Origin of the sequence: Ancylobacter defluvii (assembly GCF_018390605.1) — a bacterium.
Classification (GTDB): Bacteria; Pseudomonadota; Alphaproteobacteria; order Rhizobiales; family Xanthobacteraceae; genus Ancylobacter; species Ancylobacter defluvii.
This window is the reverse complement of the sequence record NZ_JAHBGD010000005.1, coordinates 171,741-193,718: the sequence shown is the minus strand read 5'-3', so window position 1 is coordinate 193,718 and position 21,978 is coordinate 171,741. Positions and strand designations below refer to the sequence as shown.

Genomic DNA, 21,978 nt, shown 5'->3' with positions numbered 1-21,978 from the left:
CATGGCTCGCCAGGGCGTGCGCCTCGACGATGAGCAGCGCCGCGACTGGCTCCGGCTGATCCGCACCGAGAATGTCGGCCCGCGCGCCTTCCGCAACCTGGTCAACCGTTTCGGCGGCGCCCGCGCGGCGCTGGAGGCGCTGCCGACACTGGCGCGGCGCGGCGGCAGCCTGATCCCGCCGCGCATCCCCTCGCCGGCCGAGGCGGAGGACGAGATCACCTCCCTCGCCCGGCTGAATGGACGCTTCATCGCTATTGGCGAGCCGGACTATCCGCCGCCGCTGCGCGCCATCGACGACGCGCCGCCGCTGATCGCCATCCGCGGCCGCGCCGAATTGCTGATGGAGCCGATGGTCGCCATTGTCGGCTCGCGCGACGCCTCCGGCGCCGGGCGGACGATGACCGCCCGGCTGGCCCGCGGGCTCGGCGAAGCCGGCTGGGTGATCGCCTCCGGCCTTGCCCGCGGCATCGACACCACGGCGCATGAGGCGAGCCTCGCCACCGGCACCGTCGCTGTTGTCGCCGGCGGTCATGACCGCCCCTATCCGCGCGAGAACGAGGCGTTGCAGGCACGCATCGCCGAACGGGGCGTCGTGTTGTCGGAAATGCCGATGGGCTGGGAGGCGCGCGCCCGCGACTTTCCTCGCCGCAACCGGCTGGTATCCGGCCTGTCGCTCGGCGTCGTGGTGGTGGAGGCAGCGGAGCGCTCCGGCTCGCTCATTACCGCCCGCCTCGCCGGCGAGCAGGGGCGCGAGGTCTTCGCCGTGCCCGGATCGCCGCTCGATCCACGGGCCGGCGGCGCCAATGCGCTGATCAAGCAGGGGGCGGCCCTGGTGACAGATATCGCCGACATCACCGAGGTGTTGCGCCCGCTGATCGGGTGGATGGCGCCGCCAGCCGGCTCGCAGGAGGACGGCGAGGGACTGAGCTACGCCGAGCCGGCGGATGATGCCCGCTCGCGCATCCTGGGTTTGCTGGGCCCCTCCCCGGTCGGCATCGACGATCTCGTGGTACTGTCCGGCCGACCGGCCGGCGAGGTGCAGGTCGTGCTTTTGGAACTCGAACTCGCCGGGCGGCTGGAACGCCATGCCGGCAATATGGTCTCGCTTATCTGAGCGACGGGTCGCCAGCCGCCGAAGTGGTGCGACGAGCTATGGTGGCCGCCTCCTCGCGGGCCATCTCGAGGAGATAATGCAGCATGTGCAGCCGCTCCGCCGCGGCGATCCGCGCCAGCTCGGCGGCAAGCGCTTCGATATAGGCGGCCGTCTCGTTCGGCCCCTGCATTTGGTCGAAATCGTTATCCGTCACGGTCTTCTCATGCGCTGTGAGAGGGCAACCTAGCATCGAAGCCGGAGGTATTTCTATCCTTGATTACATTCGATAGATAATACCATCTATGCGTGCATATGCGGAAGCCTTCCGCAATGGCATCTGCGCCGGACTTACCGACCTCCCGCACCGCCCATTTGACAGCTTGGGCCGCCTCCCCCATTTTCCCGGCCGTTTTCTGGGCTGGACACCGAACCGAAGGACGTTACGGGCGCATGCAGGTCGTCATCGTCGAATCCCCTGCCAAGGCGAAGACGATCAACAAATATCTCGGACCGGGATATGAGGTGATCGCCTCCTATGGTCATGTCCGCGATCTGCCCGCCAAGGATGGCTCGGTCGATCCTGAACATGATTTCCGTATGCTGTGGGATATTGACCCCAAAGCGCAGAAGCGCCTTTCCGACATCGCCCGCGCGGTGAAGGCAGCGGACGGGCTCATCCTCGCCACCGATCCGGATCGCGAAGGCGAGGCGATCTCGTGGCATGTCCTTGAAATTCTCAAGGAAAAGCGGGCGCTCAAGGACCAGCCGATCTCACGCGTCGTCTTCAACGCCATCACCAAGCAGGCGGTGCTCGACGCGATGCGCCACCCGCGCATGATCGATGCCGCGCTGGTCGACGCCTATCTCGCCCGCCGCGCCCTTGATTATCTCGTCGGCTTCACCCTGTCGCCGGTGCTCTGGCGCAAGCTGCCGGGCGCCCGCTCGGCGGGCCGGGTTCAATCGGTCGCCCTGCGCCTCGTCTGCGACCGCGAGCGCGAGATCGAAAGCTTCGTGAAGCGCGAATACTGGTCGATCGCCGCCAAGCTGGCGACGCCGCGCAACGACGTGTTCGAAGCCCGTCTCGTCGGTGCCGACGGCAAGAAGATCGGCCGGCTCGACGTCGGCACCGCCGACGAGGCCGCCGCCTTCCGCACGGCGCTGGACACGGCCGATTTCGTGGTGCGCTCGGTCGAGGCGAAGCCCGCCCGCCGGCACCCCTACCCGCCCTTTACAACCTCGACGTTGCAGCAGGAGGCGAGCCGCAAATTGGGCCTGGCCCCGGCCATCACCATGCGCATCGCCCAGCGGCTCTATGAGGGCGTCGATATCGGTGGCGAGACCGTCGGCCTGATCACCTATATGCGTACCGACGGCGTCGACATGGCGCCGGAAGCGGTCTCCGCCGCCCGCTCGGTGATCGGCCGCGACTATGGCGACCGCTACGTGCCGTCCGCGCCGCGCAAATACACCGCCAAGGCGAAGAACGCCCAGGAAGCGCACGAGGCCGTACGCCCGACCGAGCTCGACCGCCGGCCGAAGGATGTCGCCCGCTATCTCGAAGGCGACCAGGCGAAGCTCTATGAGCTGATCTGGCTGCGCACCATCGCCAGCCAGATGGAATCCGCCGAGCTGGAGCGCACCACCGTCGATATCGACGCCAACGCCGCCGGCCGCCACATCGAGCTGCGCGCCACCGGCTCGGTGGTGAAGTTCGACGGCTTCCTCACCCTCTATCGCGAGGGCCGCGACGACGAGGAGGAGGATGACGAGAACCGTCGCCTGCCCGCCATGTCGGCGCAGGAGAAGCTTGCCAATAAGGGCATCGCTACCGACCAGCACTTCACCGAGCCGCCCCCGCGCTATTCGGAAGCCTCGCTGGTCAAGCGCATGGAAGAGCTCGGCATCGGCCGGCCCTCGACCTATGCCTCTGTGCTCGCGGTGCTGCGCGACCGCGAATATGTGAAGCTCGACAAGCGCCGGCTGGTGCCGGAGGACAAGGGACGGCTCGTCACCGCCTTCCTCGAGAGCTTCTTCGACCGCTATGTCGAATATGACTTCACCGCCGACCTCGAGGAAAAGCTCGACCAGATTTCCGCCGGCGATCTCGACTGGAAGCAGGTCCTGCGCGACTTCTGGCGCGATTTCTCGGCCGCCGTCGGCGAGACCAAGGACCTGCGCGTCTCCGAGGTGATCGAGCGTCTCGACGAACTGCTCACCGCCCACATCTTCCCGCCGAAGGACGATGGCAGCGACCCGCGCCTCTGCCCGACCTGCGGCACCGGGCACCTGTCGCTGAAGGTCGGCAAGTTCGGCGCCTTCATCGGCTGCTCGAACTATCCCGAGTGCAAATATACCCGCCCGCTCGCCGCCCAGAACGGCGAGAACGGCGAGGCGGAAACCAATGGCACGCGCGTGCTCGGCACCGATCCGGTCACCGGGCTGGAGGTCACGCTGCGCGACGGGCGCTTCGGGGTTTATCTGCAGCTCGGTGAGGGCAAGGATGGCGAGAAGCCGAAGCGCTCCAGCCTGCCAAAGGGCCTCGCGCCGGCCGATGTCGACCTCGAGACCGCGCTCGCCCTGTTGTCGCTGCCGCGCGAGATCGGCCGTCATCCCGATGACGGCACGGCGATTCTCGCCGGTATCGGCAAGTTCGGCCCCTATGTCCAGCATGGCCGCACCTACGCCAATCTCGATGCCGGCGACGACATTCTCGCCATCGGCCTCAACCGGGCGGTCGCGCTGATCGCCGACAAGCAGAACAAGGGGCCCCGCCGCGGCGGCGCGGCGGCCGGCGGCCGCGAGCTTGGCGAGCACCCGACCCTCAGCGGGCCGGTGACGGTGCGTCCGGGCCGCTTCGGGCCCTACGTGAACCACGGCAAGGTCAACGCGACGCTGCCCAAAAGCCTCGATCCTGACAGCGTCACCATGGAGCAGGCCGTGGAGCTGCTCACCGCCAAGGCCGGCTCGATGCCCGCCAAGCCGGCCCGGCGCAGCGCCACCAAGGCGGCGGCGAAGCCGGCTGCCTCGGGGGAGGCGCCGGCCAAGAAGACCACCGCAAAGGCCACCGCGCGCAAGGCCCCTGCCAAGGCCAAGAGCGCCGCAGCCTCGGCCAAGGCCCCCGCCCGACGCAAGGCTGCGGCCAAGGCCGACTGAGCAAGCGAGAAGGCGCCGATCAATCGATCGGCGCCGGTCCGCTATGGCTGCGCAGCGGCCGCTCCTCCATGAAGATCAGGCCGACGAGACCGATGGCGAGCGCCAATGCCGCCGCGGCGAAGACGAAGCGGAACGACTGCGTCAGCGCCCCGGCATCGACGGTCCCCAGTCGGAAGCCTTCGAGCAGCTGGTGGCCCGTCATCCCGGAAGCGCCGAGCACGATGGCGCCGAAGGCCGCGGCCAGCACCACGCCCCCCAAGGAACGGAAGAAATTCTGTACGCCGGTCGCGGTGCCGATCTGCGGCAGCGGCACCGCATTCTGCACGCTCACCGTCACCACCGGCAGCACGGTGCCGAGGCCGGCCCCGGTGACAGCCATCAGCACGGCAAGCCCCGCGAAGCTCATGTCGCGGGGGAACAGCGCCAGGAGCGCCAGCGCGACCACGGCACTGGACACGCCCGCCAACGGCACGCGCTTATAGTGGTGCATCAGCCCCATCATCCGGCCGGTGCCGGTCGCGCCCACCACCACGCCGGCCAGCAACGGGATGAGCGCGCCCCCGGACTGGCTCGCGGTGAAACCGAGCACGCCCTCGAAATAGAACGGCAGTTCGACCGAGAGCCCGATCATCGAGCCGATCGCCATCGCCGCCGCCAGCACCCCCGGTCCGACGACGCGATTGAACAGGATCGACAATGGGATCAGCGGCTCGCGCGCCGTGGCGAGCCGCAGGCCGAGCAGGCACCACAGCAGCAGCGAGCCGGCAAGCAGGCCCAGAACCATCGCGGAATTCCAGGCATAGACCTGGCCGCCCCAGCTCAGCGCCAGCATCAGCGCCATCGCCGCCGCGCAGAGCAGCAGCGTGCCGATGATGTCGAGCTGGTGCGGATGATGATGCGCCGGCAGGCGGTGCAGGACGCTATCGCTCATATAGGCGGCGGCAAGACCGAGCGGCACGTTGATCCAGAAGATCAGCGACCAGTGCAGGTGCTCGGCGAAGAACCCGCCGAGCACCGGGCCGGCGACGCTGGAGGTAATGAACACCACGGCGAAGAAGGCCTGGTAGCGTCCGCGCTCCTTCGGCGCCACGATCAGGCCGATAATGGTCTGGGCGAGCGCGATCAGTCCGCCGCCGCCGAACCCCTGCACGGCGCGTCCGAGCACCAGCCAGATCATGCTCGGCGCCAGCGCGCACAGCACCGAACCACCGATGAAGAGGCTGATGCTGCCGAGCAGTATCGGCCGCGGCCCGTGAATATCCGCCAGCTTGCCGACCAACGGCGTCACCGCCGTGCCGGTCAGCAGATAGGAGGTGACGATCCAGGGCACGTTTTCCATGTCGCCGAAGGCAAGGCCGATGGTCGGCAGGGCCGAGGCGACGATGGTCTGTTCCAGCGCGCTGAGGAACATCGCCAGCATGACGCCGATCAGGATGGTCCTGATTTCGGCGTGTGAGAGCTGTCCCGACTCCGGAGCGGTCGAGCGGGCATCCATTGGTTGTTTCCTTCCCGGCCCCCCGGGTGATGGCGGCGCAAATTGGCTCCGCCGCCAGCGCTTGGCAAGGGTCCGCCTGCTCCCGTCGCTATCACGAACCGAAAAACGTAGTCGGGTGATAAATTAGGCATCGCGCGGAAAGGTCGACGTAGCCGGGCGTAACGTTTAGCGTCAGCACGACCGTTCGAGGAACGCGAGAATCGTGCGCAAGCCCATCAAGCCTAAGATCCGCAAGCCGGCCGCCCCCCGCCTGCCCCGGGGCCTGCCGAACAAGGAAGACCTCACCGCCTTCATCGCCTCCCATGGCGGCGAGGTCGGCAAGCGGGAGATTTCCCGCGCCTTCGGGCTGGACGGCAGCGATCGCATCGCGCTGAAGGCCATGCTGCGCGAGCTTTCCGACGAGGGGCTCGTCGGCCGCAAGCGCAACAAGCTGCATGTGGCCGGCGCCCTCCCCGCGGTGGTGATGGCGGAGGTGGTCGAGCGCGACGAGGATGGCGAACTCATCGCCGAACCCATCGACTGGGATACCGAGGAGCACGGCGAGGCCCCGCGCATTCTGGTCAAGCTCGCACGGCGCGGCCGCCTCGCCGGCCCGGCCCCCACCATCGGCGATCGGGTCCTGCTCAAGACCGATGAGATTCCCGAGGCCGACGGCCGCATCCGCCACACCGGCCGGGTGCTTAAGCTGATCGAGAAGGCGCGGTCACAAGTGCTCGGCATCTACCGCGCCGACAAGAGCCGGCCGGATGCCGGGGGCCGCATCATTCCGGTCGATAAGCGCAACATGGGCCGCGAGCTGGCCGTGCCGCCCGGCGCCGAGGGCGAAGCCGAGGACGGCGATCTCGTGGCGGTGGAGATCACCCGCCACCATGCCTATGGCCTACCCACGGCCAAGGTGAAGGACAGGCTCGGCTCGCTCGCCACCGAGAAGGCGATCAGCCTCATCGCCATCCACGCCCACGGCATCCCCAACGTCTTCCGCCGCGAGGCGCTGGCCGAGGCGGAGAAGGCACGGCCGGCGACGCTGCGGGGACGCGAGGACTGGCGCGAGTTGCCGCTGGTCACCATCGACCCGCCCGACGCCAAGGACCATGACGACGCCGTCCATGCCGCGCCGGACGAGGACCCGGCCAATACCGGCGGCTACATCGTTACCGTCGCCATCGCCGACGTCGCCCACTACGTCCATCCCGGCAGCGGGCTCGACAAGGAAGCGCTGGCGCGCGGCAATTCGGTGTATTTCCCCGACCGCGTGGTGCCGATGCTGCCGGAGCGCATCTCCAACGACCTGTGTTCGTTGCGCCCGCTGGAAGACCGCCCCGCCATCGCGGTGCGGCTGGTCATCGGCGCCAATGGCCGCAAGAAGACCCACAGCTTCCATCGGGTGATGATGCGCTCGGCCGCCAAGCTCGCCTACGCGCAGGCGCAGGCGGCGATCGAAGGCCGGACCGACGACGTGACCGACCTGATCGTCGAGCCGATCCTGAAGCCGCTCTACGCCGCCTATGCGCTGGTGAAGAAGGCACGCGACACCCGCAGCCCGCTGGAGCTCGACCTACCGGAGCGCAAGATCCTGCTGAAGCCCGACGGCACGGTCGACAAGGTGGTGGTGCCCGAACGGCTCGACGCACATCGGCTGATCGAGGAATTCATGATCCTCGCCAATGTCGCCGCCGCCGAGACGCTGGAGGACAAGCGCATCCCCCTCGTCTACCGGGTGCATGACCAGCCCTCGCTGGAGAAGGTGTCGGCGCTGCGCGAGTTCCTGAAGACGCTCGACATCGCCCTGCCCAAGACCGAAACGGTGCGTCCGGCGCATTTCAACGACATCCTCGCCCGCGTCGATGGCACCGAATTGGCCCCACTGGTCAATCAGGTGATCCTTCGCAGCCAGGCGCAGGCGGAATATGCCAATGAGAATTATGGCCATTTCGGCCTGCATCTGCGCCGCTACGCGCATTTCACCTCGCCGATCCGCCGCTATGCCGACCTGATCGTTCACCGCGCGCTGATCCGCGCGCTCGACCTCGGGTCGGACGGCCTGCCGGAAAGCACGACGCCCGAGCAGCTGGCCGAGATCGCCGCCCGCATCTCGGCCAGCGAGCGCCGCGCGATGACCGCCGAGCGCGAGACCATCGACCGGCTGATCGCCCACCACATGGCCGAGCAGATCGGTGCCACCTTCAAGGGCCGGATCGCCGGCGTCACCAAATCGGGGCTGTTCGTCGCGCTCGACGACACCGGCGCCGACGGCTTCATCCCGGCGGCGACGCTTGGGCAGGATTACTACTGGTATGACGAAAGCCGCCACGCGCTGATCGGCGAGCGCACCGGCGAGATGCACCGGCTCGGCGACCGGGTGGAGGTGAAGCTGGTGGAGGCGGCTCCCGTCGCGGGCGCGCTGCGATTTGAGCTTCTCAGCAAGGGCGACTATGTGAAGGCCGGCAGGGGCGGCCCGTCTCGCAAGGGGCCGCGCGGCATACGCCGCGAGACAGGCAGCGTGCGGCGTGGGCCACCAAAGGTCGGCAAGCGCCGGTAGCCGGGAAGCACCGTTAGCCGGAAATCGCGGCAAGGAGCAGGGATCGCATGAGCTTTCAGCCCGCACGGCCGGTCGGCCCGGCGATGAAGAACGGCTTCCGCCTGCGCTGCCCGAAATGCGGCGAAGGCCCGCTGTTCAGCTCCTATCTGAAGGTGAACGAACGCTGCGCCGCCTGCGGCGAGGAGCTATGGCACCACCGTGCCGATGACGCCCCTCCCTACATGGTCATCACCATTGTCGGCCACATCATCGTGCCCGCGGTGCTGGCGGTGGAGATCGCCTGGCACCCGGCGGAATGGGTGCATATGGCGGTATGGCTGCCGCTCACCCTGATCCTCAGCCTGCTTCTGCTGCCGCCGGTGAAGGGGGCGCTGGTCGGCTACCAATGGGCCCTGCGCATGCACGGCTTCGACCCCACCAGCGAGGAGCACGACCCGGTGCCCCCCAGCCGCCGCCCCCAAGGACTTGCTCGCTCCACATGACCGCCATCGACGTTTCCGATCGCTTCGCGGCCAACCGGCCCGACGCCGCCCATGCCTATCGCCGCCCGGTTGACGCCGCGACGCTGATCCTGATCGACCGCTCCGGCCGCAAGCCGCGCGTGCTGCTCGGCCGCCGCAATCCGGCGCAGAAGTTCATGCCCGGCAAGCTGGTGTTTCCAGGCGGGCGCGTCGACCCACAGGACCGCAACGTGCCAGTCTACGGCATGCTCGACGCCCTGTCCGAGCGCCGGCTGCAGGCGCGCGTGGTGCGCCCGAGCCTCGGCCGGGCCCGGGCTCTCGCGCTGGCCGCCATCCGCGAGACCTGCGAGGAGACCGGCCTGCTCATCGGCTCGCACGAGGCCGGGACGCCGGAGACGATGCCGGCCGGTTGGGAGGCCTTCGCACAGGCCGGTGCCTTTCCCAATCTGGAAGCGCTCACCTTCGTCGCCCGCGCCATCACCCCGCCGCGGCTGTCGCGCCGCTTCGACACCCGCTTCTTCATGGCCGATGCGAGCGATATCGCCCACCGCATCCCCGATGTGACCGGACCCGATTCGGAGCTGGTGGAACTCGCCTGGCTAAATTTCGCCGACGCCAAGCAGGCAGAGGTGCCGACCATCACCCACGCCATCCTCGAAGAGATCGAGGCGCGTCTGGCGGGCGGCAACAAGCCCTGGCTGCCGGTGCCGTTCTATGCGACCCGCCATGGCCGCATGATGCGCGAGACGCTTGAGTGAGCTGCCCGTTGTCGCGCAGGGCAGCAATGTGATCACAAAAGTCATTCAGTTTTCACCGGACATGTTCTAAAGCCGACGGCCCGCCTTTTCGCAGAGCCGTTGCCTCCCATGCATGCCCACCTGCCCGTTGCCCGCCTCAACATCGCCTCCCTTGCGGCGGCGATCGCCGCCATTTCGGTGGTGGGCCTGGGTCTTGCCCTCTCCATCCCGCTGCTCGCCTTCGAACTCGACGCACGCGGCATCTCCAGCACCTGGATCGGGCTGAACACCGCCGTCGGCGGCATCGCCACCATCCTGTGCGCGCCGTTCCTACCCGATCTGGTGCGCCGCCACGGTGCCGGGCCGATGATGATGGGCGCGGTGGCGCTCGGGGCGGCCAGCCTGCTTGCCTTCAAGGTCACCGACGCCTTTATCTTGTGGTTCCCGCTGCGCTTCCTGTTCGGCGCCTCGCTGTGCGTCTTGTTCGTGGTCAGCGAGTTCTGGATCAACGCCGCCGCTCCCGCCAACCGCCGCGGCCTCGTCATCGGCGTCTATGCGACGACCCTGTCGCTGGGCTTTGCCGGTGGCCCGGCCATTCTCTCGCTGGTCGGCACCAGCGGCTGGGCGCCCTATGTCATCGGCGCCGCCTTCTTCTTCCTTGCCTCGATCCCGGTGATGATCGGTGCCTCGCAGGCGCCGGTGATCGAGAAGGAAAGCTCGCGCGGCGTGCTGAGCCTGCTGCGTATCGCGCCCGCCGCGACGCTGGCGGCCTTCGTCTTCGGCGCGGTCGAGACGGGCCTCGTCAACTTCCTGCCGCTCTACGGGCTGCGGCGCGGGCTGGGAGAGAATGAGGCGGCGCTGCTGCTCACCATCGCTGAACTCGGCAATGTCGGCCTGCAGATCCCGCTCGGCCTCATCAGCGACCGCATGGACCGGCGCAAGCTGCTGCTGGCCTGCGGCCTGGTCGGCCTTGCCGGCGCGGTGCTGATTCCCTTCCTCGCCATCGACGGCCTCGCCATGATGGCGACGGTGTTCGTGATGACCGGCATCGTCGCCGGCCTCTACACCGTCGGCCTCACGCTGCTGGGCGCGCGATTCGACGGCGCGGCGCTGGCAACCGCCAATGCCGCCTTCGTCATGCTCTACTCCATCGGCCTCATCGTCGGCCCGATTTCCGTCGGCACGGGGATGGGGCTGATGGGACCGCATGGATTCGCGGTCATGCTGGCCGCATTCCTGCTGGTCTATGTGCTGGTGGTAGCGGTTCAGCTGATCCGCGACCGTTGAACCTCACGCCTTCCTTGACAATTGGGCGCCGATCACGGATACGGACGCCCAACGAGCGGCATCGCTGCCGCGCGAACCCGATGAATTCGACGCGATCCCTGCAAGCGGGGGCGCGAGCCACTTTCCAGGAGACCGGTCATGGCCAAGGCGACGACCATCAAGATCAAGCTCGTGTCGAGCGCCGACACCGGCTTCTTCTACGTGACGAAGAAGAACTCCCGCACGATGACCGACAAGCTGGTCGTGAAGAAGTACGACCCGGTCGCGAAGAAGCACGTCGAGTTCCGCGAAGGCAAGATCAAGTGATCTTGCCGTTCCGGCGGAAATGACAAAGGGCGCCTTGCGGCGCCCTTTTCTTTTATATCCAATCGGTTGCGCACAGTTCTTCGCGCCCGATACCAAGTGCGGCCCGCCATAGCAGCGAGCCGCACCGGCGCTTCAGTTCACCCGCTGGCCGGACGCCTCGTCGAAGATGTGCAGCTTGGCCGGATTGCCGCGCACATGCACCTTGTCGCCGACATGGATCTCCGCCTCGCGCGGGCATTCGATGGTCAGCATGCGGGTGTGGCCGATATCGACATAGGCGTAGGTCTGGCTGCCCAGCCGCTCGGCGACGGCAATCTCGCCAACGAACCAGGCCTCGCCCTCCTCGCATAGTGCGAGATCCTCCGGCCGCACGCCGAGAATGATCGGCTGTCCGTCGCGAATCGACGCCTCCTGCTGGAGCGTGATCGTGCCCTGGGCGAGCGTCAGCGCCGCACCGCTCGCCGACACCATCGCCGACCCCGGCAATGTGTTCATGGTCGGGCTGCCGATGAAGCGGGCCACGAACAGCGTCGCCGGCCGGTGGTAGAGCTCGAGCGGCGCGCCGATCTGCTCCACATTGCCGGCATTCATCACCACGATGCGGTCGGCGAGCGTCATCGCCTCCACCTGATCGTGGGTGACATAGACGGTGGTCGCCTTCATGCGGTTGTGCAGCTTGGCGATTTCAAGCCGCATTTCCACCCGCAGGGCGGCATCGAGATTCGACAGCGGCTCGTCGAACAGGAAGGCGGCCGGCTCCCGCACGATGGCGCGGCCCATGGCGACGCGCTGACGCTGTCCGCCGGACAGCTGGGAAGGCCGCCGCTTCAGATAGTCCCGGATCTTGAGGATATCGGCCGCCAGCCCGACCCGCCGCCCCACGTCGTTCTCGTTGGCCCCGCGCATCTTGAGGCCGAAGGACATGTTGTCCTCGACGCTCATATGCGGATAGAGCGCATAGTCCTGGAACACCATGGCGATGTCCCGTTGCGCCGGCGGCAGCTCGTTCACGCGGATGCCGGCAATGATGAGATCGCCGGCGCTGATCTCCTCGAGGCCTGCAATCATGCGCAGCAAGGTCGACTTGCCGCAGCCCGATGGCCCCACCAGCACCAGGAACTCACCGCTTTCGATCTCGATGTCGATGCTGCGGATGACCTGCACATCGCCATAGGATTTGCGCACACCCTTCAGGGCTATCGCTGACATCCTTTTCCTCCTCGACTTGCCGTTTTGGCTTGACTGAATTATCGTTATCATTATCGATAATGATAATATGCCCATGAGGCAACACGGAACCGGCACGTTCGATGGTGTATTTTTCCACCAAATCCCCGAGCAGAGGCGGCGGCAGGCCCCCCAAGGCAAGCGCTGCGTTCAATGCGCTGAAGCGCGACATCATGCTCGGCACGTTGCCGGCCGGCACCGGTTTGACCGAGCTCGACCTTGCCGCACACTTCCAGTGCAGCCAGGGAACCGTGCGTGAGGCGCTGCTGCAATTGCAGGAAGAGGGCCTGGTGCGTCGCCAGGGCCATCGCGGCACGCAGGTTTCCGACTGCACCGAGGATGAGGCGGTCGAGATGTTCCGGCTGCGCGACCACATCGAATCCGCTGGCCTGCCGCGCGTCATGCGCTCGCCGAGCCCGTCGCTGATCGACGATCTCAACGCCATGATGGCGCAGATGCTTCAGGCGGCCGACGCCGATGATGAGCTTCTGCTCGCCTCGATCGACCGCGATTTCCACCGGCGCATCCTGCAGGACGCCCGGCTGCCGGCGCTCGATCCGATCCTGCACCGCTGCCTGGTGCATAACCATCGCTTCAAGATTTCCCGCAGCCGCGGCGTGCGCGATTTGCAGGCGACGGCACAACGTCACCGCAGCCTGATCGACGCCATCGCCAGCGGCGATATCGCCAGCGCCACCACCGCCATGCGCCGCCATATCGCGACCATCGTCGACTTCGGTCCCGAGCTCTTTCCGGGACCGCATCAATGAGCATCGATCCCGGCATCCTCTCCGCCGACATGCGCGCTTTGCTCGACAAGGTCGCCGCCGAGACCGGCCCGCAGCCGGACGCAACCCTGCTGCCGGCGGCCGAGGGACGCGCACTCGCCGCGCAGAACAACCGGCGCTGGAACGTCAATCTGCCGGAGATGGCCGACGACCGGGAAGTCACCGTTCCGGCCGATGCGGCGCTAGGATCAGCCGATATCCGCCTGCACATCCTTACGCCGCATGAGGCGGAGCGCGGCACCATCCTGTTCGTCCATGGCGGCGGCTTCGCCTTCTGCTCGCCGGAGACGCATGAGCGCTGCGCCCGCGTGCTGGCGAACGCGACGCGGATGAGCGTCGCGCTGCCGGATTATCGCCTGGCGCCGGAACACCCCTACCCCGCCGGCCTGCTCGATACCATCGCGACCATGCGGGCGGTGCTCGCCGGCGCCGTCGACGGCCTGCACGGCCCGATACTGGTTTCCGGCGATTCCGCCGGCGCCAATCTCGCCCTTGCCGCCATGCTGCATGAGCAGGCTGCCGACCGGGAGCTGCCGGACGGCGCCCTGCTGTTCTACGGCAACTACACCGTCGATCTCACCGGGCCGTCCTATCGCCGCTTCGAGAACGGGCCGGGCCTCACCACCGCGCGCATGGGCCGCTACTGGGCGTGGTACGTCGCCGGGCGCGATCTGGCAGGCGATCCCCTCGCCAGCCCGCTCGCCGCCTCGGACGCCGCTCTGGCCGCGCTGCCGCCGCTCTATCTGATGGCGGCGGGCGTCGACCCGCTGTTCTCCGACACGGTGTCGCTGGACGCCCGGCTGAAGGCGCTGGGACGTACCGACCGTTTCGATGTGGTGCCCGGCGTCACCCACGGATTCCTGCAGAACACGAACGAACTCGCCGCCGCGCGCGATGCGCTGGAAGTGGCGGGCGAGGTCGCACGAACAATCAAAAACAAAGCAAAAACCTGAACCAATGGAGGAAGTGCGTCATGGGATTTTTCAAGACATTTGCGGCCGGCCTCGCCGTCGCCGCGACATTCGCCGCGTCGATGGCGATCGGCTCGGCCCAGGCTGAGACGGTTCGCTTCTGGTACCATTTCGACAATCCGGCCAACCCGATGTCGGAACTGGTGGCGAAATTCGAAAAGGCCAATCCGGGGATCAAGATCGACGCCGAGAACGTCCCCTGGAACAGCTACTACGATAATCTCTATACCGCACTCATCGGCGGCAACGCCCCCGACGCGGCGATGGTCAAGCTGTTCGCCCAGCCGCGCCTCGTCGAGATGGGCGCGCTCGAGCCGCTCGGCGCGCGTATCGACGCCTGGCCCGGCAAGGCCGACCTGCTCGACAACCTGCTCGAACTGAACAAGGGGCCGGACGGCAAGCAGTACTACCTGCCGATCCAGTACGTCGTGCTCTATCTCTACTACCGCACCGACCTGCTCGCCGCCGCCGGCCTCAAGCCGCCGACCACCTGCGAGGAATTCCGCGACGCGGCGATCAAGCTCACCAAGGCGCCGGAAACCTACGGGTTCGGCCTGCGCGGCGGCAAGGGCGGCTGGGACCAGTGGGGCGCCTTCGTGTTCTCGCAGGGCGGCGCTCTGAAGCCCGGCGGGCTGACCAACCCGCAGGCGGTCGCCGCCAATCAGTGGGTGATCGACCTGTTCCGCAAGGACAAGGTGATTCCGCCCTCGGCGCCCAATGACGGCTTCCAGGAGATCATCGGCGCCTTCAAGGCCGGCAAGACCGCGATGACCATCCACCACATCGGCTCGTCCAAGGATCTCGTGGCCGCGCTCGGCGACAAGGTGTCGGCGGTGCCGGTGCCGAAATGTGGTGACGGTCACTGGACCTCCTATGGCGATGAATCACTGGCGGTGTTCTCCACCTCGCCGTCCAAGGACGCGGCGTGGAAGTGGATCTCCTTCCTCGCGGAAGGGCAGAACAACGTCGCCTTCAACAGCGCCACCGGTCAGATGACCGTCACCAAGAGCGGCGCCAAGGACTGGAAGCTGCATGAGCGCCGCTTTGTCGACGCCACCGTCGACTCGCTGCCCTTCGCCCATGTGCTGCCGCAGAACGCCGCCACTTCGGAGTTCGTGAACACCGCCTGGCAGACTGCCATGCAGCGGGCACTGACCGGCCAGATCACCTCGCAGCAGATGATGGAAGAACTGAACGCACTCGTCGCGCAGTGACCCAGCCGGGCATCGGCCCTGCGCCGATGCCCGCGACGCCATCGGGCTCCGGTCTTCGGCCGGAACCTCTCCCCACGCGCGACAGCCACGGGATTCAGCATGTCGATCGTCACCACCACGCGCGCCGCCGAAAGATCGGGCTCCTTCTGGCGGCGGGCGCACCTCACTCCCTACTGGCTGCTGGCGCCGGCCGTCGTGGTGACCGCCGTCATCGTCTTCCTGCCCATGCTGCAGGCGGTGGCCACCAGCTTCTACGACCTCATCCTGTTCCGGCCGAATGCCAGCCGTTTCGTCGGCTTCGGCAACTACATCAGGCTGTTTCAGGATCCGGTCTTCTGGACGGCGCTGTGGAACACCGTCATCTGGATCGGCCTCACCGTGCCGCTGCAGATGGGGCTCGGCCTTATCACCGCCATCCTGCTCAACCGTGAATTCCCCTGGCGCGGCCTCGCCCGCGCGCTGATCATCATCCCCTGGGCGCTGCCGAGCGTGGTGATCGCGCTGATGTGGCGCTGGATCTACGATCCCAACACCGGCGTGCTCAACGACCTCCTCATCTACCTCTCGGTGGTGCAGGGCGCCGTGCCGTGGCTGGCGGATCCGCATCTGGCTCTCTACGCCGTGATCGCCACGCTGACCTGGCAGGGCTTCCCCTTCTTCGCGGTGATGATCCTCGCCGGCCTTCAGGGCATCCCGAAGAGCCAATATGAAGCCGCCTCTCTCGACGGCGCCTCGCCCTGGCGGCAGTTCCTGCACATCACCCTGCCCGGCATCATGCCGGTGCTCGCCACCGCCGGCCTGCTCAGGGTGATCTGGGTGGCGAACTCGATGGACGTCATCTTCGTGATGACCGGCGGCGGCCCCGGCTATTCCACCCATACGCTGCCGCTCTACGCCTTCATCAAGGCGCGGCAGAACCTCGATTTCGGCTACGGCACCGCCATCGCCGTGACCTTCACCATCCTGCTCGGCAGCTTCGTCGCCGTCTATCTGGCCCGCACCATGCGCGAGGTGGAGAAATGACCAAACCCTCGACGCTGCGCCGCATCCTCACCACCGACCTGCCGGTGGCGCTGATCGTGCTGTTCGCCATGGCGCCCTTCGCCTGGATGATCCTGACCTCGCTGACCCCCTCGGCGCTGATCACCTCCAGCGGCGTCTCGCTGTCGCCGGCCGGCTGGAGCCTCGACAATTACTGGCGGCTGATCGAGCAGACCTCGTTCCTGATGAACATGCTGCACAGCCTCATCATCGCCGTCGGCACCATGCTGCTCGGCCTCGTGGTGGCGGTGACGGCGGCCTACGCGTTCTCGCGCTTCCGCTTCCCCGGCCGGCGGCTGCTGATGCTGCAATTCCTGCTCATCAACATGTTCCCGGTGGTGCTGCTGATCCTGCCGCTCTTCGTGCTGATGCGCCGCTTCGGCCTGCTCGACACCCATGTCGGGCTGATCCTCGCCAACTCCACCGTCGCCATTCCCTTCGCGGTGTGGATGCTGACCAGCTATGTCGGCGCCATCCCCAAGAGCCTCGACGAGGCGGCGATGACCGATGGCTGCTCGCGGCTGACCACGCTGCGACGCATCGTGCTGCCGCTGATGGTGCCGGGCATCATCTCGACCGGCATCTACATCTTCATCACCGCCTGGAACGAATACCTCTACGCGCTGACGCTGGGCGGACGGAACGTGCGCCCGGTCACCGTGGCGATCCAGACGCTGATCGGCGAATACCAGATCGAATGGGGCCTGCTCGCCGCCGGTGCGGTCGTCGGCGCCCTCCCCGCCACCTTGCTCTTCCTGTTCGTCCAGCGCCACCTCATCGGTGGCATGACCCAGGGCGCCGTGAAGGGCTGAACCTACACGCCCGCCGCCGCAATCAGGCGGTGCGGGCCTTCACTGAGGACGTGTCCATGAACCCGGTCGGGTTGATCTCCATGCAATATGCGCGGCCGTTCACGGCCGAGCATTTTCCTCTCTTCGCCCGCATGCGCGAGCACGGTTACGACTTCGTCGAATTGCTGGTGCCCGAAGTCGGCGAGATCGATGCCAAGGCCGCCCGCAAGGCGCTCGATGACGCCGGTCTCGACGTGGTTCTCGCCGCCCGCGTCAATCTCCAGCGCAACCTCTCCTCCGCCGAGGCGGACGCGCACCGGGCCGGCATCGACTACCTGAAATACACCGTCGATCAGGCGGTGGCGCTGGGCGCGAAGATCGTCGGCGGCCCGCTCACCGGCAATCCGCTGGTGTTCGCCGGCCGGCCGCCGCAGCCGGTGCCGGAGGAGGAGCGCCTCGCCCGCAAGCAGCGCTGTGTCGACGGCCTGCGCGAGGCTGGCGACTACGCGGCGAAGCACGGCATCCTGCTCGCCGTCGAGCCGCTGAACCGCTTCGAGAGCGACGTGCTGTGCACCACCCAGCAGGCCATCGAGCTCTTGGACGCGGTCGACCATCCGGCGATCCAGCTGATGCTCGACACCTTCCACATGCACATGGAAGAGAGCTCGATCCCGGAGGCGATCCGCCTCGCCGCCGGCCGCGTCGTGCATTTCCAGGCCAACGAGAACCATCGCGGCTTCCCCGGCACCGGCGCCACCGACTGGGTCGCCGTCTGCCGCGCGCTGCACGAGATCGGCTATGCCGGCCCGATCTCGCTCGAGCCCTTCCGCCGCCGCGACGACCGCTTCGGCGTGCCCTTCGCACAGTGGCGCGCGCCGCACGAGGACGAGAGCGACCGTCTCTCGGCCAGCGTCGCCTTCATGAAGTCCCACATCACTCTCACGGAATACCGTCGATGACCCTGAATATCGGTTGGATCGGCTGCGGCATCCACGCCACCCAGATGCTGCTTCCGCAACTCGTGCGCCACGACGTCAAGCTGGTCGCGCTGTGCGACATCGATGGCGCCCGCCTCGCCGATGCCGGCCGGCAATTCGGCGTCTCGAACCTCACCGACGACGTCGATACCCTCTTGTCGACGCCCGGCATCGACGCGGTGGGCATGGCGGTCGGTCCCGACCAGCATCTCGCCTTCGGCAAGAAGGCATTGGAGCGCGGGCTCGGCGTGTTCATGGAGAAGCCGCCGTCGGGCACCGCTGCGGGCGCGCGCGAACTGCTCGCCGCCTCGGAAAAGGCCAGGAAGCCGCTGCTGGTGGGCTTCATGAAGCGCTATTCGGTCGGCAACAAGATGGCCGCCAATATCGTGCGCTCCGGCCGCTTCGGCGACGTGCTGGGCCTGACCGGCTATTACATGACGGCCCCCGGCTATTTCGTCGGCAATGTCGATTATACCGGCTTCTTCCTGCACCACTGCGTGCACTACATGGACCTCGTCTCCTTCCTGGTCTCGCCGGTGAAGACGATCTCCGCCCGCAAGGTCGAGAAGGTCCCCGGCCGGGTGCTGTTCCATGTCGGCTTCGAGTTCGAATGCGGGGCGATCGGCAACATCGCCATGGGCACGATCCAGTCTCGCGGCACGCCGGTGGAGCGGATCGAGCTGATGGGCGATCACCAGCGTATCGAGGTCGAGGATGTGATCGAGATCCGCTGGCATCGCAACCCGCCCTTCAAGGTGGCCGATCCCAACGCGACGCTCGCCGATGACGTGGATTCGCTCACCTGGAAACCCAACTTCACCGCCGCGGCGAATGAAGACCCGAAGGGCTATCACGCGCTGCTTGCCGATGTCGTACCCGCGCTCGCCGGAGCCGAGACCGCGGCTCCGACCATCGCCGACGGCGTGGTTGCCATGGAGCGGCTGGAAACGCTGCGCCGCGAACTCGCGCTTTGAAAGATGGAAAAGCACGAGGCGGCATGGTGCGCCGCCTCGTGTGTCGACAAATCGGCGCGTCGACGAGCGATCAGCCCGGCCCTTTCAACCTCGCCGCGCGCTCCTCGCGCCGTATGACCCGACAGGCCAGCGTGACATCGAGGCCAGCGCCCTCAGTCGATGGGAAAGATGTCCGATGCCGACTGGACGCGCTCCACGATGCCCTGCTCGAACTGGTATCGGGCAAATGCCTCGATCGCCATGCGGTTCGGCTCCAGCCCATAGGGCCAATAGTCCGCTCCCATCGTCGCCTCGGTCTCGCGCAGTGACGCCTCCTGCCAGGGAAGCATGGCGGCGTCGTAGGCATATTGATGCAGCTCGCCGGCGGCGAAGGCTTTTGCGGCGCTGAAAGCCTCGCTCAGCGCCGCCGGCAGGCCGACATGCCGCTCCATGACGTCCTGGCGGACGCCGATGACATGCATCAGCGGAAACAGCCCGGTGCGACGATAATAGTCCCTCTCCGCGCCCGGCACGTCGGCGAAGAGGCGCCGGATTGCCGGATGACCCTGCGCGAAGGCCTGCGGCGCGCGTGGGGCGATGATGGCATCGACCCTCCCCTCCAGCAGCATCTGCCACAGTGTCTCGCCGGCGCCGAGCCGGGTGACGGTAAAGCGGGTCGGCAGATCGATCGGCACCTTCTCCTCGCGCCCCGGCGCGTCGATGCCGCCGATCATCCAATGCACGCTGTCCGCACTCACTCCGTACTCGTCGGAGAGCAGGCCGCGCACCCACACATTCGCGGTCAGCTGATATTCCGGCATCCCGATGCGTCGGCCGCGCAGATCTTCCGGCCGGGCGATATCGGCGTCGGCGCGAATGTAGATGGCGCTGTGCCGGAACTTGCGCGAGACGAAGATCGGCAGGCCGACATAGCGGCAGGTCCCGCGAGAGCGCAGCAGCGAGTAGGTGCTGAGCGACATTTCGGTGATGTCGAACTCGCCGCCCAGCATGCCCCGCAGGAACACCTCCTCCGGCGGCAGGATGGCCCAGTCCAGCCGGTAACCCGGCGGGCGGATCACCCCCGCGATGAGCGGCCAGGTACGGTCATAGGCACCGCAGCCGATGGTCAGCACCTCGGCCGGCGAAATCTGGACCCCGCTCATTTGCTCGAATAACCCGGCACGATCAGCGCATCGATGACATAGCGTCCACCGGCGGCCACCACCGCCGTGCCCTTTTCGAGCGCGGCACGCAGTTCGGCGACGCTGGAGACAGAGGCGTCGCCAGCGAAACCCTGCGCCTTGGCGAGGCCGATAATGTCCGGCGGCGGATCGTCGAGCCGCTGGCCGATCCACTTGTTCTCCACCGGCCGGCCACGCTCCCGCGCCATCCGCTCCTGATGGACCTCGTCGTTGAAATAGGACCGGTTGTTGGACACCACGAGCATCATCGGAACATCGAGACGCGCGGCAGTCCACAGTGCGTTGACGCCCATCAGATAATCGCCGTCGCCGATGACGCCGACCGTCATCCGGCCGCTGCCGCGCAAGGCGATGGCCGCGCCGATGGTGTGGCCCGGTCCGCTGCCCACCGCGCCGCCGCCATCCTTGCCGAGGAAGTCGAGCGGCGTGCGGAAGCGCGAGGCCTGCCGCGGCCAGCCAAAGGCCAGGCGGGCGAAAGTGACGGGCCGTTCACGGCCGAAGGCGGCGATAGTGAAGGCAAGTTGCTCGGAATTGAACGGCGCCGTCTCGTCGGGCCCGGTCGGTGCATCCAGCGTCCAATGCCGATCGGCCGGCAACAGCGGCGATGCCGGCTGCCAGTCGTCGGCGGCGGTCAGTCGCTCCAGCAGTTGGGCGATGAATCGGTCGGGATCGGCGAGCACACGCAGATCCGCCGCCGGCAGCGCCTGGTGGTCCATGCTCCAGCCGTTATGGACGTAGCTGTCGAGCGAGCAGTGGACGATGGCGGCGGCGACCGGCTCCTGCGTCTGCGACGCCCCTGAGCGCGCCGAAAGGAAGCCGGCAAGATCGTGCCAGTCGAAGCTGACGATGAGATCGGCGGCGGCCAGCACCTCCGCCTCCGCCTCCGTTGGCCGCTCGCCCACCGGTGCGAGGGCGTGCAGGCAATGCTCGGTGGGAAACACCGAGGCATTGTGCAGCGTGGTCATCACCGTGGCCCCGAGGCACTCGGCGAGTTCGACGCGGCGATCCCAGTCATCCGCCGCGCGCGAGCCGCGCCCGAACAGCAGCACCGGCGCGCGCGCCCCGCGCAGCAGCCCGATGACGCGCTCCATGTCCTCGCTACCGGCCGCAGGCGGATGTGGCGCGGCGTAACGGCGAACGTCCGGCACCTTCACCTCACGATCGAGCCGGCTCTCCTGCATCTCGGCGTCGAGGCAGACATAGACCGGGCCGGTAGGCGCGGTGCGGGCGATCTGGTCCGCCCGCAGCACCGACTCCACCGCTGCCTCCGCCGAGGCCGGCTGGTCGTCCCATTTGGTGTAGTGGCGCACCAGCGCGCCCTGGTCGCGCGCGGTGTGGATCCAGTCGATCCAGGGACGACGGCGATGAGCGTCGACCGGGCCGGTGGCGCCGAGGATCAGCATCGGCCGGCGGTCGCACCACGCATTGAAGATCGACATGGTGGCGTGCATCAGGCCGACATTGGAATGCAGCGCCACCGCCATCGGCTCGTTGGCGACGCGCGAGAACCCGTCGGCGATGGCGACCGCGTGCCCCTCGTGCAGGCACACGATCATTTCCGGATGATGGTTGCCGAGGTGGTTCACCAGGCTGTCGTGCAGGCCGCGGAAGCTCGCCCCGGGCACCAGCGCGATATAGCGATAGCCGAGCGCGCGGACGGTCTGGGCAACCACGTCGCTGCCCCAGAGTTGCTCCTGCGCCGTCAACGTCTCTTCGGTCTTCATGGCGGTATTCATCTATCCG

The 21,978-nt window shown here is 67.3% G+C and carries 19 protein-coding genes; 14 read left to right on the top strand and 5 right to left on the bottom strand.

Going from position 1 to position 21,978, the window contains the following annotated elements; translation table 11 throughout:
• The first annotated feature begins 1 nt into the window (after position 1).
• On the top strand, positions 2–1,114 hold the full coding sequence (gene dprA / locus KHC24_RS03405) for a DNA-processing protein DprA (RefSeq protein WP_213359339.1): 1,113 nt from the start codon (positions 2–4) through the stop codon (positions 1,112–1,114).
• Here the strand turns inward: dprA and KHC24_RS03400 are convergent.
• Positions 1,107–1,307, bottom strand: coding sequence for a hypothetical protein (locus tag KHC24_RS03400; RefSeq protein ID WP_213361398.1), 201 nt, complete (start codon positions 1,305–1,307; stop codon positions 1,107–1,109). The genes dprA and KHC24_RS03400 overlap by 8 nt on opposite strands.
• Positions 1,308–1,543: 236 nt before the next feature.
• On the opposite strand from KHC24_RS03400, the gene topA reads away from it, so the two are divergent.
• On the top strand, positions 1,544–4,246 hold the full coding sequence (gene topA, locus KHC24_RS03395) for a type I DNA topoisomerase (RefSeq protein ID WP_213359338.1): 2,703 nt from the start codon (positions 1,544–1,546) through the stop codon (positions 4,244–4,246).
• 19 nt (positions 4,247–4,265) lie between these two features.
• Here topA and KHC24_RS03390 read toward each other — a convergent pair whose 3' ends face one another.
• Positions 4,266–5,741, bottom strand: coding sequence for an MDR family MFS transporter (locus KHC24_RS03390; RefSeq protein WP_213359337.1), 1,476 nt, complete (start codon positions 5,739–5,741; stop codon positions 4,266–4,268).
• 202 nt (positions 5,742–5,943) lie between these two features.
• On the opposite strand from KHC24_RS03390, the gene rnr reads away from it, so the two are divergent.
• From rnr to rpmG, 5 genes are all read left to right on the top strand, one after another.
• Entirely contained in the window at positions 5,944–8,280 is a 2,337-nt protein-coding gene (gene rnr, locus KHC24_RS03385) for a ribonuclease R (RefSeq protein WP_213359336.1), read from the top strand.
• A 47-nt stretch (positions 8,281–8,327) separates the two neighbouring features.
• Positions 8,328–8,762, top strand: a complete 435-nt coding sequence (locus KHC24_RS03380) for a DUF983 domain-containing protein (protein ID WP_213359335.1) — start codon at positions 8,328–8,330, stop codon at positions 8,760–8,762.
• The gene (locus tag KHC24_RS03375; RefSeq protein WP_213359332.1) at positions 8,759–9,499 is read left to right on the top strand and encodes an NUDIX hydrolase; all 741 of its coding nucleotides are present in this window, start codon (positions 8,759–8,761) and stop codon (positions 9,497–9,499) included. The genes KHC24_RS03380 and KHC24_RS03375 overlap by 4 nt, the downstream gene beginning before the upstream one ends.
• Positions 9,500–9,607: 108 nt before the next feature.
• Positions 9,608–10,765, top strand: coding sequence for an MFS transporter (locus KHC24_RS03370; protein ID WP_213359330.1), 1,158 nt, complete (start codon positions 9,608–9,610; stop codon positions 10,763–10,765).
• A gap of 138 nt (positions 10,766–10,903) precedes the next feature.
• Positions 10,904–11,071 carry a 50S ribosomal protein L33 gene (gene rpmG, locus KHC24_RS03365; RefSeq protein ID WP_013166321.1) on the top strand — a complete coding sequence of 56 codons (168 nt, stop codon included), beginning with the start codon at positions 10,904–10,906 and terminating at the stop codon, positions 11,069–11,071.
• Positions 11,072–11,203: 132 nt separating this feature from the next.
• Here rpmG and KHC24_RS03360 read toward each other — a convergent pair whose 3' ends face one another.
• Complete coding sequence (locus tag KHC24_RS03360; RefSeq protein WP_213359329.1) at positions 11,204–12,280, bottom strand: ABC transporter ATP-binding protein; 1,077 nt, start codon at positions 12,278–12,280, stop codon at positions 11,204–11,206.
• A gap of 101 nt (positions 12,281–12,381) precedes the next feature.
• On the opposite strand from KHC24_RS03360, the gene KHC24_RS03355 reads away from it, so the two are divergent.
• From KHC24_RS03355 to KHC24_RS03325, 7 genes are all read left to right on the top strand, one after another.
• Positions 12,382–13,068 (top strand): GntR family transcriptional regulator, encoded by a 687-nt coding sequence (locus KHC24_RS03355; RefSeq protein ID WP_213359328.1) that lies wholly within the window; start codon positions 12,382–12,384, stop codon positions 13,066–13,068.
• Complete coding sequence (locus KHC24_RS03350; RefSeq protein WP_213359327.1) at positions 13,065–14,039, top strand: alpha/beta hydrolase; 975 nt, start codon at positions 13,065–13,067, stop codon at positions 14,037–14,039. Before KHC24_RS03355 ends, KHC24_RS03350 begins: the two co-directional genes overlap by 4 nt.
• Before the next feature lie 20 nt (positions 14,040–14,059).
• On the top strand, positions 14,060–15,271 hold the full coding sequence (locus KHC24_RS03345) for an ABC transporter substrate-binding protein (RefSeq protein WP_213359326.1): 1,212 nt from the start codon (positions 14,060–14,062) through the stop codon (positions 15,269–15,271).
• 99 nt (positions 15,272–15,370) lie between these two features.
• Positions 15,371–16,294: a carbohydrate ABC transporter permease gene (locus KHC24_RS03340; RefSeq protein WP_213359325.1), complete on the top strand. Its 924-nt coding sequence runs from the start codon at positions 15,371–15,373 to the stop codon at positions 16,292–16,294.
• Positions 16,291–17,124, top strand: a complete 834-nt coding sequence (locus KHC24_RS03335) for a carbohydrate ABC transporter permease (RefSeq protein ID WP_213359324.1) — start codon at positions 16,291–16,293, stop codon at positions 17,122–17,124. The genes KHC24_RS03340 and KHC24_RS03335 overlap by 4 nt, the downstream gene beginning before the upstream one ends.
• 56 nt (positions 17,125–17,180) lie before the next feature.
• The gene (locus tag KHC24_RS03330; protein WP_213359321.1) at positions 17,181–18,062 is read left to right on the top strand and encodes a sugar phosphate isomerase/epimerase family protein; all 882 of its coding nucleotides are present in this window, start codon (positions 17,181–17,183) and stop codon (positions 18,060–18,062) included.
• Positions 18,059–19,054 carry a Gfo/Idh/MocA family protein gene (locus KHC24_RS03325; protein WP_213359317.1) on the top strand — a complete coding sequence of 332 codons (996 nt, stop codon included), beginning with the start codon at positions 18,059–18,061 and terminating at the stop codon, positions 19,052–19,054. The genes KHC24_RS03330 and KHC24_RS03325 overlap by 4 nt, the downstream gene beginning before the upstream one ends.
• A 152-nt stretch (positions 19,055–19,206) precedes the next feature.
• Here the strand turns inward: KHC24_RS03325 and KHC24_RS03320 are convergent, their stop codons facing one another.
• Together KHC24_RS03320 and KHC24_RS03315 are read right to left on the bottom strand one after the other, a co-directional pair.
• On the bottom strand, positions 19,207–20,196 hold the full coding sequence (locus KHC24_RS03320) for a substrate-binding domain-containing protein (protein ID WP_213359316.1): 990 nt from the start codon (positions 20,194–20,196) through the stop codon (positions 19,207–19,209).
• Positions 20,193–21,971, bottom strand: coding sequence for a thiamine pyrophosphate-binding protein (locus tag KHC24_RS03315; RefSeq protein ID WP_246546104.1), 1,779 nt, complete (start codon positions 21,969–21,971; stop codon positions 20,193–20,195). The genes KHC24_RS03320 and KHC24_RS03315 overlap by 4 nt, the downstream gene beginning before the upstream one ends.
• Positions 21,972–21,978 lie beyond the last annotated feature (7 nt).

What these genes read in the sequence shown, in the direction of transcription:
- dprA (WP_213359339.1), top strand. Translation starts at nt 2, where the DNA reads ATGGCTCGCCAGGGCGTGCGCCTCGACGATGAGCAGCGCCGCGACTGG.
- topA (WP_213359338.1), top strand. Translation starts at nt 1,544, where the DNA reads ATGCAGGTCGTCATCGTCGAATCCCCTGCCAAGGCGAAGACGATCAAC.
- KHC24_RS03390 (WP_213359337.1), bottom strand. Translation starts at nt 5,741, where the DNA reads ATGGATGCCCGCTCGACCGCTCCGGAGTCGGGACAGCTCTCACACGCC.
- KHC24_RS03380 (WP_213359335.1), top strand. Translation starts at nt 8,328, where the DNA reads ATGAGCTTTCAGCCCGCACGGCCGGTCGGCCCGGCGATGAAGAACGGC.
- KHC24_RS03375 (WP_213359332.1), top strand. Translation starts at nt 8,759, where the DNA reads ATGACCGCCATCGACGTTTCCGATCGCTTCGCGGCCAACCGGCCCGAC.
- KHC24_RS03370 (WP_213359330.1), top strand. Translation starts at nt 9,608, where the DNA reads ATGCATGCCCACCTGCCCGTTGCCCGCCTCAACATCGCCTCCCTTGCG.
- rpmG (WP_013166321.1), top strand. Translation starts at nt 10,904, where the DNA reads ATGGCCAAGGCGACGACCATCAAGATCAAGCTCGTGTCGAGCGCCGAC.
- KHC24_RS03360 (WP_213359329.1), bottom strand. Translation starts at nt 12,280, where the DNA reads ATGTCAGCGATAGCCCTGAAGGGTGTGCGCAAATCCTATGGCGATGTG.
- KHC24_RS03355 (WP_213359328.1), top strand. Translation starts at nt 12,382, where the DNA reads ATGGTGTATTTTTCCACCAAATCCCCGAGCAGAGGCGGCGGCAGGCCC.
- KHC24_RS03350 (WP_213359327.1), top strand. Translation starts at nt 13,065, where the DNA reads ATGAGCATCGATCCCGGCATCCTCTCCGCCGACATGCGCGCTTTGCTC.
- KHC24_RS03345 (WP_213359326.1), top strand. Translation starts at nt 14,060, where the DNA reads ATGGGATTTTTCAAGACATTTGCGGCCGGCCTCGCCGTCGCCGCGACA.
- KHC24_RS03340 (WP_213359325.1), top strand. Translation starts at nt 15,371, where the DNA reads ATGTCGATCGTCACCACCACGCGCGCCGCCGAAAGATCGGGCTCCTTC.
- KHC24_RS03335 (WP_213359324.1), top strand. Translation starts at nt 16,291, where the DNA reads ATGACCAAACCCTCGACGCTGCGCCGCATCCTCACCACCGACCTGCCG.
- KHC24_RS03330 (WP_213359321.1), top strand. Translation starts at nt 17,181, where the DNA reads ATGAACCCGGTCGGGTTGATCTCCATGCAATATGCGCGGCCGTTCACG.
- KHC24_RS03325 (WP_213359317.1), top strand. Translation starts at nt 18,059, where the DNA reads ATGACCCTGAATATCGGTTGGATCGGCTGCGGCATCCACGCCACCCAG.
- KHC24_RS03320 (WP_213359316.1), bottom strand. Translation starts at nt 20,196, where the DNA reads ATGAGCGGGGTCCAGATTTCGCCGGCCGAGGTGCTGACCATCGGCTGC.
- KHC24_RS03315 (WP_246546104.1), bottom strand. Translation starts at nt 21,971, where the DNA reads ATGAATACCGCCATGAAGACCGAAGAGACGTTGACGGCGCAGGAGCAA.